Source organism: Streptomyces sp. NPDC007808 (assembly GCF_042868655.1).
Lineage (GTDB): Bacteria > Actinomycetota > Actinomycetes > Streptomycetales > Streptomycetaceae > Streptomyces.
The window spans coordinates 435,965-450,058 of the sequence record NZ_JBIAEQ010000001.1 but is presented as its reverse complement, the minus strand read 5'-3'; the positions used below and the strand labels follow the sequence as shown (position 1 = coordinate 450,058).

Genomic DNA, 14,094 nt, shown 5'->3' with positions numbered 1-14,094 from the left:
CACCGACTTAGGCTTACCTAACTACCTTCGCGCCATGCCTGCCACAGTCGCGCGTACCGGCCGCCCAGGGCCACCAGTTCCTCGTGGGTCCCCTGCTCGACGACACGGCCCGCGTCCAGAACGGCGATCCGGTCGGCCGCCATCGCCTGGGTCAGCCGGTGGGCCACGAACAGGGTGGTCCGGCCCGCGCAGGCGGCGAGCACCGCCCGTTCCAGCTCGGCGGCGCCCTCGCTGCCGGCCTCGGCGGTCGACTCGTCGAGCACCACGACTGGCGAGCGGGCCAGCACCAGCCGGGCCAGCGCGATCTGGGCGACCTTGGTGACGTCCAGGCGTTCACCGCCCTCACCGACGGCCGTGTTCAGCCCCTCGGGCAGCGTCTCGACCCACTCGTCGGCGCCGACCGTGCGCAGGGCGTCCATCAGTTCGGTGTCGGTCGCGTCCGGCGCGGACAACCGCAGATCGTCGGCGAGCGGACCGGAGAACACGTGCGTCTCCTGCGTCAGGATGCTCACCAGCGCCCGCGCCCCGGCCTCGTCCAGACCGGCGAGGTCGGTCGACCCGATCCGCACCGACCCGGACTGCGGGGTGCCGATGCCCGCGATCAGCGCGGCCAGGGTGGTCTTGCCCGCCCCGGTGGCGCCGACCAGTGCGAGGGAGCCGCCGGCCGGGATGGTCAGGTCGACGTCCCTCAGCACCGGCTCGTCCGAGCCGGGGTAACGGAACGTCAGCCCCTCCACGACGACCGCGTGCGGCGCGTCGTCGGCCGGTGCGACGGCCGGGTCGCCGACGAGCCGGCGCTCCGTGTCCTCCCCGAGCACCCCGACCAGCCGGGCCAGGCTCGCGCCCGACTTCTGCGCCTCGTCGAAGGTGAACATGATCAGGCCCAGCGGGGTGAACAGCCGGTGGAACAGCAGCGGGGCCGCCGACACCTCGCCGAGGCTCGCGGCGTCGGCCTCCAGCAGGGCGTACCCGACCACCAGGATCAGGACCAGCCCGATGAACTCGGCGCGATTCTCCCGGCCGACGAACCGGCCGAAGAACCGGAACACCTCGATGCCGAGGTCGCGCACCCGCCAGGACTCGAGGGTGACCTTCTCACGGAAGGACTCCTCCAGACGGTACGCCCGGACGGTGTCGATCCCGTTCAGACCGCTGATCAGCGCCTGCGCGCGGTCCGCCTGGGCCACCCGCTGCTTCTGGTAGAGCGGGGCGGACCGGGGCAGGTACCAGCGCAGCGCCAGCGCGTAGGCGGGCAGCGCTCCGGCGCCCGCGAGGCCGAGCCGCCAGTCCAGCCCGAACATGCCGGCCGTGGCGATGGCGACCAGGACACCCGCCGAGAAGACCGTGGGCACGGCCGTACGGATGCCCTTGGAGATGACGGCGACGTCGTCACCGACCCGGGAGAGGACGTCGCCGCGGCCGACCTGTTCGATCCGTGCGCTCGGCATTCCCAGCACCGCACGGACGGCGCCCTCGCGCAGCCGGGCCAGCAGGTCGGCACCCAGCCGGCCGATCAGGTAGGTCGACACCGCGGTGGCCGCCGCGCCGAGCAGCGCTGCGGCGCCCATCAACACGCCGATGGTGACCAGGATCGAACGGGGTTCGCCCTCCACCACGCCGTCGACGACCCGGCCCAGCAGCAGCACGGGAAGCACCTGGAGCGCTGCTCCCGCCACCGTGGTGAGCACGGTGGCGGTCGTCAGCCAGGGCACCTCGCGGCAGTGCGTGGCGACCCATCGGGTGGCCTCGCGTCCGGTCGCCGTGCGCAGGTTCGCCGGGGCGACGCGGGTGTGGGTCGCGCTCACACCGCACCCTTGGCGAGCCGGGGACAGGACATGGTGACCGTCATCGTCAGCCGGCCGCCGACTTGACGAGCTCGTCGATCGCGTACGGCATGGACAGCAGCGTGCCCTGGGAGATGGCCGCGCCGACCGCGGGGCCCTCGCTGTCGAGCAGGTAGGACACGTTGCCCTTCTTCACGGCGTCCAGGTTGGCGAAGAGCTTGAACTTCTTCAGCGCCTCGGTGTCCGCCTTGTCGTTGATGACGAAGATGTGGTCGACGTCGACCAGGTCGACACGCTCCGGCGAGAGCTTGGTGTAGAAGCTGCCGTCCGCGACCTTGTCGATCTCGGTCTGGTACGTGAAGCCGATGCCCGACAGCAGCCGTCCGCGCACGTCGGTCGAGGTGAACGGGGCCACCGAGTTCTCGTACCAGGACAGCGCGACGGCGGTCTTGCCGGCGAACTCCGGGTGGTCCTTCTTGGCCGCGTCGAGCTTGCCCTGGATGTCCTTGACCATCTGCTCGCCCTCCTCGGCCTTGCCGAGTGCCTTGGCGATGTGCAGGGCGTTGTCCTGCCAGGGGGCGCTGAACGGCTCCTTCTCGGCCTTGGTGCGGGCCACCGTCGGCGCGATCTTGGAGAGCTTGTCGTAGGCGGTCTGGTCGATCTCGGAGTAGACCGCCACGATCAGGTCCGGGCGCAGGGCGGCGATCTTCTCGAAGTTGGGTCCTGCGTCACCGTTCTTCATGATGACCTCGGGCTTGCTGTCGCCCCACTTGTCCTTCACCCAGGGCCACTGGGTGTTGATGTCGGGGCTCTGGCCCGCCGGGTTCGGGTACTGGTCGGTCATGCCGACCGGCTTGATGCCGAACGCGAGGATGGTCTGGTCGTCGGTGTAGCCGACGGAGACGACCCGCTGCGGGGCCTTCTCGACCTTCGTGGTTCCGAACGCGTGCTCCACGGTGACCGGGAAGGCGCCGGCCGCGGCGGTGTTGTTGCTGTCGTTCGCCTTGTCCGCCGAGTCCGATTCGGAGCCGCACCCCGCGAGGAGGCCGACGCCGAGCGTCGCGGCGGACAGCATCGCCGCCACTCGCCGCCAGGGCTTCGTACGCGTCGTTCTGTGGAGGAGCATCCGGAATCCCCTTGCTTCTTCGCGCTGTGTGCGCCCCGTCTGAGGGCAGCCAAACCGTACCGCAATCAGTAAGGTTAGCCTAGCCTAATATTCATAACTTTATTGCGAACTAGGCGAGTTGAACGTGCGTACGACCGATGGGCACGATGAGGGGCCGGTCGCCCACCGGGTCGTCGATCACCTTGGCCCGCAGTCCGAACGCCTCGTGCAGCAGCTCGGCCGTGATCACGTCGCGAGGGTGCCCCTGCGCGAGGACGCAACCGCCCCGCATCACGACGAGGTGGTCGCTGTAGCGGGTGGCCAGGTTGAGGTCGTGCAGCACCATCACGACGGTGCAGCCCGACTCGTGCAGGTCGTTCACCAGGTCGAGCACGTCGATCGCATGGGCGAGGTCCAGGTATGTCGTCGGCTCGTCCAGCAGCAGCAGGTCGGTGCCCTGGGCCAGGGTCATCGAGATCCACACGCGCTGGCGCTGCCCGCCGGAGAGCGTGTCGACCGCGCGGTCGGCGAGGTCGGCCACGCCGGTCATGGCCAGCGCGCGCCGGACGACGTCGGCGTCGTCCGAGGACCACTGCCGCAGCCAACTCTGGTGCGGATGACGGCCTCTGGCGACCAGGTCGGCCACTGTCAGACCCTCCGGCGCCACCGGCGCCTGCGGCAGCAGGCCGAGCTTCTTCGCCACGTCCCTGGTGCGCAGCTTGGCGATGTCGTCGCCGTCGAGCACGACCGTCCCGCTGGTCGGCTTGAGCAGCCGCGACAACGTCCGCAACAGCGTCGACTTACCGCACCCGTTGGGGCCGATGATCGTGGTGATCACCCCTGGCGGTATCGCCACGTCGAGTTCGTCGATGACGGTGCGAGCGCCGTACCCGACCGTGACGCCCCTGGCTGCCAGCCGTGAGGCGTCACCGACCGCGGACTCGACCCCGGTGATGGACTGAGTGACCACAAGGCCCCCTTGTTCAGGCTTGCCGACTTCTGGACCAGCTATCTGCGGTTCGCCCGCACCAGCAGATAGACGAGGAAGGGGCCGCCGATCGCCGCGGTGACCACACCGACCGGGAGACTGACGGGCAGTGCCGTACGCGCGACCAGGTCGGCGCCGATCAGCAGCAGCGCGCCCACCAGACCGGACGCCACCATGGGCGGCGTCGGACACCGTGCCAACCGCATCGCCACCTGGGGCGCCACCAGCGCCACGAACGGGACGGGGCCGGCCGCGCTCACCGCCACGCCGGCCAGCAGGACCGCGCACAGCAGTAGCACGGCCCGCACCGCCGAGTAACGGACGCCCAGGCCGGCGGCGACGTCGTCGCCGAGGTGCATCGGCTTGAACTGGAAGGCCACCGCGGTCACCACGGCCAGCAGGGCCAGCGCGCCCCAGAGCGCCACCCGGACCTCGTCCCAGGACCGGTTGTCCAGCGAGCCGACCAGCCATGCCTGGGCCTGCGCCACGTCCCGGATGTCGGCCGTGGCCAGCAGCCAGGTCGTGATCGCCTCCATCACCGCGCTCACCGAGATGCCGATCAGGATGAGCCGCAGGCCCTCGACGCCCCGCCGCCAGGCCAGGAAGTAGACCAGCAGACCCGTGCCGAGGCCGCCCACGAGCGCCGCCGCGGACAGACCCACGGAGTCGGCGACCGCAGCGGAGGCCCCGCCCGAGACCGTCACGAGGAACACCGCGGTCGCGCCGGCGCCGTTGGTGATCCCGAGAATGTCCGGACTGGCCAGTGGATTGCGGGCGATGGACTGCGTGAGCGCGCCGGACACCCCGAGCGCGACGCCCACGACGAGGCCGGCCAGTGCGCGCGGCATCCGCAAATCCATGATCACGAACTCGTCGACCTGTTCGCCCCGGCCGAGGAGGGTGGCGATGACCTGGGGCAGACCGATGGGGAAGTCCCCGACGGCGATCGACACGCAGAAGACCAGGAAGGTCGCCGCCGCCAGCAGCAGCGTGACCAGGACGATCCAGGGCCGCCACACGAACGACAGGCGGCCCAGTCGCACGCCTGGCGTCAACGACGTCCCGTCCTCCGCCCCGTTCGGCTGCACGTCCGCCTTGTTCGGCTTCACTTCCGCCCCGCTCATGCGTTCTTGAACTTTCCGCGCCAGACCAGAACCGCGAAGAACGGGGCGCCGAGAAGGGCGACGAGGACGCCGGCGTCCAACTCGCCCGGCCGCACCACAAGGCGGCCCACGATGTCACAGACCAGCAGGATGACGGCGCCGAGCAGACCGGCGTACGGCACCAGCCAGCGGTAGTCCGGACCGGTCAGATACCGGGCCACGTGGGCCACCATGAGTCCGAGGAAGGCGATGGGGCCGCACGCCGCCGTCGCCGCGCCGGCCAGCAGGGTGATGGCGGTGATACCGACGATCCGGGTCAGCGCGATGTTCACGCCGAGCCCCCGTGCCACGTCGTCACCGAGGTTCAGCAGGTTCACGGCGGGCAGGGTGGTGAGCGCCAGTACCAGCCCGGCCACGATGAACACGGTCACCGGCCCGATGACGCCGAATCCGACACCGGCCACCGAGCCCGAGTTCCAGAACCGCAGCGCGTTCAGCGACTTCTGGTCCGACAGCGCGATGGCCACGGTCATCGCCGCGAGGAACACCGTGACGCCCTGGCCGGCCAGGGCGAGCGTCAACGGGTTGCCGGCGCCCCGGCCGATGCTCGCCAGCCCGAAGACCACGACACCGGCGAGGCCCGCCCCCAGGAAGGCGAACCACATGTACTGGAACGGGTTGGAGAGTCCGAACACCGCGATCACCGTCACCACGGCGAACGACGCCCCGGAGTTCACCCCCAGCAGACCCGTGTCGGCGATCGGGTTGCGCGTGTACCCCTGGATCAGTGCGCCGCCGACACCGAGGGCGATGCCCGCCACGATCGCCAGCACCGTCCGGGGCACCCGGACCGTCTGCACGATGAGCCTGATCTCGGTGAGCCGTTGATCCGCCTCCGGGGCCGCGAACAGCCCGTGCCACACCTCGGCGGGACTCAGCGCGCGCGCACCGACGGCCAACGACACCGCCGCCGCGCTCACGAGGACCACCACCAGGATGCCCAAACCCACAACTCGCCGCCGACGGGCCGGTGTTGCGGCGGCCTTGGACGCGGGGCGCTCAACTGCAGTCGTGCCCATGTGGACGTACGTTATCCCTTTGATCAGTGCCGCCACGCCCGCCGGACGGGATCCGCCGGGCGAGGCGTGGCGAGGTGGGGCGGCTGAACGGGTGGGCGGACTACCGTGCGGTGGTTCCGGTTCCGTCGGCGACCGGTCTGCCGTCCGCGAGCGAACGGGCCGCGTCGGAGGCCGACTTCAGGCCCCGGTCCAGCAGGGAGTCCAGGATCTCGCCGACCCTGATGGCCGTGTTGGACAGCAGGGCCGATGTGATGCCGTGCGTGTGCTCCGTGCCGCCCTGCAGGTAGATGCCGCAGCGCAGGTCGGGATCCGTGGCGATGCGGTAGTCGCGTTCGACACGGACCCGGCCCTCGTCGTCGCGCAGGCAGCGGTCCGCGACCTCGCCGAGCAGTCCGACGGGATCGGCGGGGCTGTAACCGGTGGCGAAGACCACGACGTCGGCGTCCAGGAGGGTCTCCTCGCCGGTGACCAGGGAGGTGACCGTGGCCCGCACCTTGTCCGCGGTCTCCTTGACGCCGGTCAGCCGGGAGACGTTGAGGAAGCGCAGCCGCTCGGTGCCGAGGACCTTCTCCTGGTACATCTGCCGGTACAGGTCGTCGATCAGGTCGATGTCCACCACGGAGTAGTTGGTGTTGCCGTGGTAGTCCATCAGCCGGCGCTTGACGTTCTCCGGCGCGGCGAAGAACTCGTCGACGGCCTGGGGGTCGAAGATCCGGTTGGCGAAGCTGCTGTCGTCGGCGGGGCTGTAGCCGTAGCGGGAGAAGACGGCGCAGATCTCGGCCTGCGGGAAGCGCCGGTGGAGGTAGGCGACGTTCTCGGCGGCGCTCTGACCGGCGCCCACGACCACGAACCGGGAGGGTGCCGCCTGCGTCAACTCATCGACGCGCGCCAGCAGTTCGGAGTTGTGCCAGAGGCGGTCGCCGCGCTCGACACCCTCCGGCATGAGCGGCCGCAGACCGGTGCCGATGACCAGGTTGCGGGCCCGGTGGACGGCGAGCCCCTCCCCCGACCGGACCGTGACGTCGAGGTACTCCACGACGCCGTCGCGCGTGACGGGCATGACGCCGACGACCTCATGGCCGTACGAGACCATGTCGTCGACCTTGTCGGCGGCCCACTCGAAGTAGTCGTGGAACTCCACCCGCAGCGGGAAGAGGTTCTTGTGGTTGATGAAGTCGATCAGCCGCCCCTTGCTCTTGAGGTAGCACAGGAAGCTGTACTCGCTGGCGGGGTTGCGCAGCGTCACCAGGTCCTTGAGGAAGGACACCTGCATGGTCGCGTCGTCGATGAGCATGCCGCGGTGCCAGCCGAAGCGCGGCTGCTGCTCGAAGAAGTGAGCGGTGACCGCTTCCTGCCTGCCGACACGTGCGTTGTGCTCGTTGAGCGCGATCGCCATGGCCACGTTGGACGGCCCGAAGCCGATACCAATGAGGTCGTGGATCAAAGGGGCCTCGCCAGGACGAGCCTGTGCCATGTCACTCCCATCGTGCGGCGGCGGCCCTGTGGAGTCGGGCAGCCGTTGGTCGAGCATCTGGAGGAACGGAAGGTGGGCACGCCGAAGAGCCACGGCCCAAACTTAGGTAAGGCTAAGCTCATCCCGTGAGGCTGTCCATAGGCAAAGCGGACACCCGCCGTCGATCTCCGCTCCCAACACGCTTGCAACCAGGACCCGTTGACCACTTAGGTAAGCCTTGCTTTACTGATCACGGCCAATCCCTGCCTCAAGGAGGATCCCCATGCGGGTCGTCATGTTCGGCTACCAGACCTGGGGGCATCGCACCCTGCAAGCCCTCCTGGACTCCGAGCACGACGTGGTCCTGGTCGTCACACACCCCAAGAGCGAGCACGCGTACGAGAAGATCTGGAGCGACTCGGTCGCCGACCTCGCCGAGGAGAACGGCGTCCCGGTCGTCATCCGCAACCGACCTGACGACGACGAGCTGTTCGCGCGCCTCAAGGAGGCGGACCCCGACATCATCGTCGCCAACAACTGGCGTACGTGGATTCCGCCGCGCATCTTCGACCTGCCGCGCCACGGCACGCTGAACGTGCACGACTCGCTGCTGCCGAAGTACGCCGGATTCTCCCCCCTGATCTGGGCGCTGATCAACGGGGAGCCCGAAGTGGGCGTCACCGCGCACATGATGAACGACGAGCTCGACGCCGGCGACATCGTGCGCCAGGAATCGGTGCGGGTCGGACCGACGGACACGGCGACCGACCTCTTCCACAGGACCGTCGACCTCATCGCCCCGGTCACCATCGGCGCGCTCGATCTGATCGCCTCCGGGCAGACCGAGTTCACCAAGCAGGACCGCTCCGAGGCCAGCTTCTTCCACAAGCGGTCCATCGAGGACAGCCGTATCGACTGGACGTGGCCCGCCGCGGACCTGGAGCGCCTGATCCGGGCTCAGTCCGAGCCGTACCCCAGCGCCTTCACCTTCCACAAGGGCAGGCGCCTCGACGTCCTGGCGGCGGTCGTCTCCGAGGGACGGTACGGCGGCACCCCCGGGCGCATCTTCTACCGCGAGGGCGAGGGCGTGGTGATCGTCGCCGGCGCCGACGCCCGCACGGGCCGCAACCACGGCCTCGCCATCACGCGGGTACGCACCGAGGACGGCCGCGAACTCCCCGCGACCGAGTACTTCACGTCGATGGGCGGCTACTTGACCACCCACCCCTGACCCGGGGCAGGCGAGCGGGCACGCGCACGGTCGCCCCGTACGACGACGCCGAGCTCGCGCGCCTGCCCGCGCCGGGCATCACCGATCCTGAGGAGGAGCCGACGGTCCTGGCCGACGTGGCGGGCGACGAGTTCTGCCTGTGCGGGCGCCGGCCCTGAACCGTTGGCCCCGTGGGCACTCGGGCCCACGCCCGCGACCCCGAGCCGCGTCGGGCACACTCTCCGCATGGAGACTGCCGACTTCGTTCGAACCCTGGATCGTGAGGGCCTGCTGCTGGCCGCGGCCGCCGAGGAGGCCGGGGTGGAGGCCAAGGTGCCGACCTGCCCCGAGTGGCAGGTGCGGGACCTGCTGCGGCACACGGGGATGGTGCACCGGTGGGCCGCCGCGTTCGTCGCCGAGGGCCACACCTCCTACCAGCCCGATGGCGGGCTGCCCGACCTCGACGGGGCCGAGTTGCTCACCTGGTTCCGGCAGGGGCACCGCCATCTGGTCGGCACGCTCGCCGACGCCCCCGCCGACGTGCGGTGCTGGCACTTCCTGCCCGCCCCGTCGCCGCTCGCCTTCTGGGCCCGCAGGCAGGCGCACGAGACGACCGTGCACCGCTTCGACGCGGAGACGGCGCGTGGTGGGACGACGAGCGAGATCGACGCCGGCTTCGCGACGGACGGCGTCGACGAGTTGCTGCGCGCCTTCCACGCCCGGCCCAAGAGCCGCGTCCGCAGCGCCGAGCCACGGGTGTTGCGGGTGCGGGCGACGGACGCCGACGGCGCCGTGTGGACCGTACGGCTGTCGCAGGAGCCGCCCGTGGCCGAGCGGGGCGGAAGCGGCCGGGCCGACTGCGAGATCACCGGGCCCGTCTCCCAGCTGTACCTGTCGCTGTGGAACCGGCTGCCCTTCCCCCACGTGTCCGGCGACCCGTCGATCGCCGCCCTGTGGCGGGAGAACTCGGCCGTGACCTGGAGCTGACGCGGGCGCCCGGAGCCGGACTCCGCTGCCGTGCGGCTCAGTTCGCCAGCATCCTCGCCAACACCGCGCGCTGCACCGGCAGCACCTCGCCGTGCAGCGCGCGCCCCTTCACCGTGAGCGCCACCTTCACGCCCCGACGGTCCTCCGGGCACATACCGCGCTCGACGAGGCCGTCCTTCTCCAGTCGGGCGATCAGCCGCGACAGCGCGCTCTGACTCAGATGGACGCGCTCGGAGATCTCCTGGACGCGGTACGCGCACGAGCCCCCGGCCAGCACGTCCAGCACCTCGAAGTCGCTGCCGCACAGGCCGTGTCGGTGCAGTGCGCGGTCGAGTTCGCACTGGGTGCGCGCATGCAGCGCCAGGATGTCCCGCCACTGTTCCACGAGCGCCTGTTCGGCCTTCTTCGCCGCCATGGGCGCAACGTAGCAGAAAACAAACTTTGTTGCTTCAGAATTAAATGCATTTGCATCTCATGCACGTGCATGTAGTGTCCTCGGCATGACCTCTCCGCTCACCCATCCCGCGGCCCCCTCGTCCGAGGTCCGCTGGACTCCCCGACTGTGGGGCACCCTGCTGGTGCTCTGCGCCGCGATGTTCCTGGACGCGCTGGACGTGTCGATGGTCGGCGTCGCCCTGCCGTCCATCGGCGCCGATCTGGGCCTGTCCACCTCGACGCTGCAATGGATCGTCAGCGGCTACATCCTGGGCTACGGCGGCCTGCTCCTCCTCGGCGGACGCACCGCCGACCTGCTGGGCCGGCGCCAGGTGTTCCTGGTGGCCCTGGCCGTCTTCGCGTTCGCCTCCCTGCTCGGCGGGCTCGTCGACTCGGGGCCGCTGCTGATCGCCAGCCGGTTCGTCAAGGGCCTGGCCGCCGCCTTCACGGCGCCCGCCGGCCTGTCCATCATCACCACGACCTTCGCCGAGGGCCCGGTACGCAACCGGGCGCTGGCCATCTACACGACATGCGGTGCCACCGGCTACTCGATGGGACTCGTCTTCTCCGGCCTGCTCACGGAGGCCAGTTGGCGCCTGACCATGCTGCTTCCGGCTCCCGTCGCGCTGATCGCACTCGTCGTGGGCCTGAAGCTGCTGCCGCGCAGCGAACGCGAGCGGTCGGACGGCGGCTACGACATCCCCGGTGCCGTGCTCGGTACCGCCTCGATGCTGCTGCTCGTGTTCACCGTCGTCGAGGCGCCCGAGGTCGGCTGGGGCTCGGCCCGCACGATCCTGTCCTTCGCCGCCGTCGCCGTGCTGCTGGCCGCGTTCGTGGCCGTCGAGCGGCGCAGCCCGAGCCCGCTGATCCGGCTCGGCGTGCTGCGCTCCGGGGCGCAGGTGCGGGCCCAGCTGGGCGCGTTGACCTTCGTCGGCAGCTACATCGGCTTCCAGTTCCTGGTCACGCTGTACATGCAGCAGCTGCTCGGCTGGTCGGCGCTGCACACCGCGCTGGCCTTCCTTCCGGCGGGCGCGCTCGTGGCGCTGTCGGCGACGAAGGTCGGTGCCGTCATCGACCGGTTCGGCACGGCACGGCTGATAGCGATCGGCTTCGCCCTGATGGTCGCCGGCTACCTCCTCTTCCTGCGCATCGACCTCGACCCGGTCTACGCGGCGGTGATCCTGCCCACCATGCTGCTGGTCGGCTCGGCCTTCGCGCTGACCTTCCCCTCGCTCAACGTCCAGGCCACCAACGGCGTCGACGAGCACGAGCAGGGCATGGTCTCCGGCCTGCTCAACACCTCGGTCCAGGTGGGCGGCGCGCTCTTCCTGGCCGTGGTGACGGCGGTGCTGACCGCGAACGCGCCCGAGGAGCCGGCATCCCCGCAGGCCGTCCTCGACAGCTATCTGCCCGCCCTCGTCGTCATCACGGTGATCGCCGTGGCGGGCCTGCTGATCTCGCTCACCGGTCTGCGCACCCGCCGCCGGCGGCAGCCGAGCGTCGTGGTCGCCAAGTCCACCCTGAAGGAGGCGGAAGCGGAGCGCGTGGCGGTCCGCGACTAGGGTCCGTCGATCGGATCGGGTCGGCATGATCCGAACGACAGGTCCTGGGCCGTGTCCGCGAGGTCCCGTCGTCCTTCCGGTCGGCAGGCGGCGGGCAGGCGTGCACGGACGAGTCCGGGGGGGGACGCCTCCCCTGCGCCCGGCGGAGCCACTTGCTCCGCCGGGCGCAGGCCTGTTGACTCAAGGGATGGACAACCACGGGGGACGGCGGGGTCAGGCCGAGCGGGACGCGATCACCGTCGAGATCGGGTACGCCCTGTTCAGCGCGGCGTTCGCGGCGGCGGTGCTGTTCGGGGCGGTCGCCGGGCCGGCGTTCGCCTTCGACCTGCCGGACGGTGTGCGCGACGCCCTCGTCGGCGCCGGCGCCACGGTGGCGAGCGTGCTGTTCTTCGTTCGGGTCGCGAGCGTGCTGCTGCGTTTCCGGCGCGGCTCTCAGCCCAGCCAGCCCGGCCGCACCAACCCGGACTCGTAGGCCAGGACGACCAGTTGGGCCCGGTCCCGGGCGCCCAGCTTCACCATGGTCCGGCTGACGTGGGTCTTCGCGGTGAGGGGGCTGACCACCAGGCGGCGGGCGATCTCCTCGTTGGACAGCCCGATGCCGACCAGCGCCATCACCTCCCGCTCGCGCTCGGTGAGTCGGGTCAGGGCGTCGGCGGCCGCGGGTTCCTTGGAACGGGCGGCGAACTCGGCGATCAACCGTCGGGTCACCCCCGGCGACAGCAGCGCGTCGCCCTCCACCACCGCCCGTACGGCGCGCAGGAGTTCGTCGGGCTCGGTGTCCTTGACCAGAAAGCCGGAGGCCCCGCAGCGGATGGCCTCGAAGACGTACTCGTCGAGTTCGAACGTGGTGAGCATGACCACCTTGACGCCCTCCAGGGCGCTGTCCTCGGTGATCCGGCGGGTGGCGGCGAGTCCGTCCAGGACCGGCATGCGGATGTCCATCAGGACCACGTCGGGCCGCAGTTCGCGCACTGCGCGCAGCGCCTGCGCGCCGTCCGCGGCCTCCCCGGTCACCTCGATGTCGGGCTGCGCGTCGAGCAGCGCCCGGAATCCGGCCCGCACCAGTGACTGGTCGTCGGCCAGCAGTACCCGGATCACCGGTCCTCCTCGGGGGCGTCACCCGATGCGCCGACGGCGGCCCTGAGCGGCAGGACGGCGAGCACCCGGAACCCGCCGTCGGCTCGCGGGCCCGCCTCGATCGTGCCACCCAGCGCCGCTGCCCGCTCCCGCATTCCGGCGAGTCCGTTGCCGCTGCCGCCCGCGTCGGCTCCGGTCGCGGGACCGTCGTCGTCGATACGCAGCCGTAGCGTCGCCCCGTCGCCGTGATCGAGGCGCACACGCGCGTGCCGTGATCCCGAGTGGCGTACGACGTTGGTCAGGGCTTCCTGGACGATCCGGAAGGCCGCGAGGTCGGTGGCGGGCGCGAGGCGGGGCGGCTCACCCTCGACCTCGACGGTGAGACCGGCGCCCGCCGCCTGGGACACCAACTCGGGCAGCCGGTCCAGGCCGGGCGCGGGGGCGCGGGGCGCGTCGCCGGGGGTGCGCAGGGTGTCCAGGACCTGGCGGACCTCGCCGAGCGCCTCCTTGCTCTTGGCCTTGATGGTGGTGAGTGCGGTGCGCGCCTGCTCGGGGTCGGAGTCGAGGAGGGCGAGGCCCACACCCGCCTGCACATTGATCACGCTGATGCTGTGCGCGAGGACGTCGTGCAGTTCGCGGGCGATCCGCAGCCGCTCCTCGTCGGCCCGGCGCCGCGCGGCCCGCGCCCGCTCGGCCCGCTCCCTGGCCCACTGCTCGTGCCGGGTCCTGGCCAGTTCCGACACCGCCAGGATCGCCGCGACCCAGGCGGCGATCACGCCCTCCTGCGTCCAGGAGGCCGCCGCGTCACCGGACGGCGGCAGCCACTCGTACAGCCAGTGGGCGACCAGGGCGTGCCCGGCCCAGAACACCCCGACGGCCGCCCAGGCGGCCCTGCGGTGCCCGGCGACGACCGCGTCGAAGCAGGCCACGGCCACGGCCAGGAAGACCGGCCCGTACGGATACCCGGCGCCCAGATAGAGCGTGGCCGCCAGCGTCGTCCCGAACACGACGGCCACCGGGTACCGCTTGCGCCACAGCAGCAGACCGGACGCGACGAACAGCAGCACACGCGCGAAGGGGTCGAGGTGCTCCCGGTCGTCCAGCTGCCCTTGGGCCGCGATGTTCGAGCCGGCCAGTACGAAGACCGTGAGCAGCACGGTGGAGCGCCAGGGCAGCCGCGGCGCGCGCTCCTGGTCGTCCCGGCGGTGCCACCACGACGGCCCCTGCCGCCACCACGTCGGCCCACCGCCGGCCCGGCGTTCCTGCTGCTCTCCCATGTCCGCCACGCTAGACGCGACGACCGCCGGGCGG

Annotated in this window: 13 protein-coding genes; 4 read left to right on the top strand and 9 right to left on the bottom strand. The window is 70.9% G+C overall.

The window, feature by feature from the left end; translation table 11 throughout:
- Positions 1-17: 17 nt before the first annotated feature.
- From ACFYNL_RS02030 to ACFYNL_RS02005, 6 genes are all read right to left on the bottom strand, one after another.
- Positions 18-1,805 (bottom strand): ABC transporter ATP-binding protein, encoded by a 1,788-nt coding sequence (locus ACFYNL_RS02030; protein ID WP_388794938.1) that lies wholly within the window; start codon positions 1,803-1,805, stop codon positions 18-20.
- Between the two features lie 46 nt (positions 1,806-1,851).
- A complete protein-coding gene (locus tag ACFYNL_RS02025) occupies positions 1,852-2,910 on the bottom strand; it encodes an iron-siderophore ABC transporter substrate-binding protein (protein ID WP_388794935.1) in 1,059 nt (352 codons plus the stop codon).
- A gap of 109 nt (positions 2,911-3,019) precedes the next feature.
- Positions 3,020-3,859 carry an ABC transporter ATP-binding protein gene (locus tag ACFYNL_RS02020; RefSeq protein WP_388794932.1) on the bottom strand — a complete coding sequence of 280 codons (840 nt, stop codon included), beginning with the start codon at positions 3,857-3,859 and terminating at the stop codon, positions 3,020-3,022.
- A 38-nt stretch (positions 3,860-3,897) separates the two neighbouring features.
- Positions 3,898-5,001 carry a FecCD family ABC transporter permease gene (locus ACFYNL_RS02015; protein ID WP_388794929.1) on the bottom strand — a complete coding sequence of 368 codons (1,104 nt, stop codon included), beginning with the start codon at positions 4,999-5,001 and terminating at the stop codon, positions 3,898-3,900.
- On the bottom strand, positions 4,998-6,059 hold the full coding sequence (locus ACFYNL_RS02010; protein ID WP_388794926.1) for a FecCD family ABC transporter permease: 1,062 nt from the start codon (positions 6,057-6,059) through the stop codon (positions 4,998-5,000). The genes ACFYNL_RS02015 and ACFYNL_RS02010 overlap by 4 nt, the downstream gene beginning before the upstream one ends.
- A 100-nt stretch (positions 6,060-6,159) precedes the next feature.
- Complete coding sequence (locus tag ACFYNL_RS02005) at positions 6,160-7,533, bottom strand: lysine N(6)-hydroxylase/L-ornithine N(5)-oxygenase family protein (protein WP_388794923.1); 1,374 nt, start codon at positions 7,531-7,533, stop codon at positions 6,160-6,162.
- A gap of 262 nt (positions 7,534-7,795) precedes the next feature.
- Here ACFYNL_RS02005 and ACFYNL_RS02000 point away from each other — a divergent pair, with 262 nt between their 5' ends.
- Positions 7,796-8,743 carry a methionyl-tRNA formyltransferase gene (locus tag ACFYNL_RS02000; protein WP_388794920.1) on the top strand — a complete coding sequence of 316 codons (948 nt, stop codon included), beginning with the start codon at positions 7,796-7,798 and terminating at the stop codon, positions 8,741-8,743.
- 225 nt (positions 8,744-8,968) lie between these two features.
- Positions 8,969-9,709 (top strand): maleylpyruvate isomerase family mycothiol-dependent enzyme, encoded by a 741-nt coding sequence (locus ACFYNL_RS01995; RefSeq protein WP_388794917.1) that lies wholly within the window; start codon positions 8,969-8,971, stop codon positions 9,707-9,709.
- A 37-nt stretch (positions 9,710-9,746) separates the two neighbouring features.
- Here the strand turns inward: ACFYNL_RS01995 and ACFYNL_RS01990 are convergent, their stop codons facing one another.
- Complete coding sequence (locus ACFYNL_RS01990; protein ID WP_388794914.1) at positions 9,747-10,124, bottom strand: MarR family winged helix-turn-helix transcriptional regulator; 378 nt, start codon at positions 10,122-10,124, stop codon at positions 9,747-9,749.
- Between the two features lie 85 nt (positions 10,125-10,209).
- Here ACFYNL_RS01990 and ACFYNL_RS01985 point away from each other — a divergent pair, with 85 nt between their 5' ends.
- Positions 10,210-11,706, top strand: a complete 1,497-nt coding sequence (locus tag ACFYNL_RS01985) for an MFS transporter (protein WP_388794911.1) — start codon at positions 10,210-10,212, stop codon at positions 11,704-11,706.
- A gap of 187 nt (positions 11,707-11,893) precedes the next feature.
- Positions 11,894-12,178, top strand: a complete 285-nt coding sequence (locus ACFYNL_RS01980) for a DUF6332 family protein (protein WP_388794909.1) — start codon at positions 11,894-11,896, stop codon at positions 12,176-12,178.
- Here ACFYNL_RS01980 and ACFYNL_RS01975 read toward each other — a convergent pair.
- Positions 12,139-12,804, bottom strand: coding sequence for a response regulator (locus ACFYNL_RS01975; protein ID WP_388794906.1), 666 nt, complete (start codon positions 12,802-12,804; stop codon positions 12,139-12,141). The genes ACFYNL_RS01980 and ACFYNL_RS01975 overlap by 40 nt on opposite strands.
- Positions 12,801-14,060: a sensor histidine kinase gene (locus ACFYNL_RS01970; RefSeq protein WP_388794903.1), complete on the bottom strand. Its 1,260-nt coding sequence runs from the start codon at positions 14,058-14,060 to the stop codon at positions 12,801-12,803. Before ACFYNL_RS01970 ends, ACFYNL_RS01975 begins: the two co-directional genes overlap by 4 nt.
- Between the last annotated feature and the right edge of the window lie 34 nt (positions 14,061-14,094).

What these genes read in the sequence shown, in the direction of transcription:
- ACFYNL_RS02025 (WP_388794935.1), bottom strand. Translation starts at nt 2,910, where the DNA reads ATGCTCCTCCACAGAACGACGCGTACGAAGCCCTGGCGGCGAGTGGCG.
- ACFYNL_RS02015 (WP_388794929.1), bottom strand. Translation starts at nt 5,001, where the DNA reads ATGAGCGGGGCGGAAGTGAAGCCGAACAAGGCGGACGTGCAGCCGAAC.
- ACFYNL_RS02010 (WP_388794926.1), bottom strand. Translation starts at nt 6,059, where the DNA reads ATGGGCACGACTGCAGTTGAGCGCCCCGCGTCCAAGGCCGCCGCAACA.
- ACFYNL_RS02005 (WP_388794923.1), bottom strand. Translation starts at nt 7,533, where the DNA reads ATGGCACAGGCTCGTCCTGGCGAGGCCCCTTTGATCCACGACCTCATT.
- ACFYNL_RS02000 (WP_388794920.1), top strand. Translation starts at nt 7,796, where the DNA reads ATGCGGGTCGTCATGTTCGGCTACCAGACCTGGGGGCATCGCACCCTG.
- ACFYNL_RS01995 (WP_388794917.1), top strand. Translation starts at nt 8,969, where the DNA reads ATGGAGACTGCCGACTTCGTTCGAACCCTGGATCGTGAGGGCCTGCTG.
- ACFYNL_RS01990 (WP_388794914.1), bottom strand. Translation starts at nt 10,124, where the DNA reads ATGGCGGCGAAGAAGGCCGAACAGGCGCTCGTGGAACAGTGGCGGGAC.
- ACFYNL_RS01985 (WP_388794911.1), top strand. Translation starts at nt 10,210, where the DNA reads ATGACCTCTCCGCTCACCCATCCCGCGGCCCCCTCGTCCGAGGTCCGC.
- ACFYNL_RS01980 (WP_388794909.1), top strand. Translation starts at nt 11,894, where the DNA reads ATGGACAACCACGGGGGACGGCGGGGTCAGGCCGAGCGGGACGCGATC.
- ACFYNL_RS01970 (WP_388794903.1), bottom strand. Translation starts at nt 14,060, where the DNA reads ATGGGAGAGCAGCAGGAACGCCGGGCCGGCGGTGGGCCGACGTGGTGG.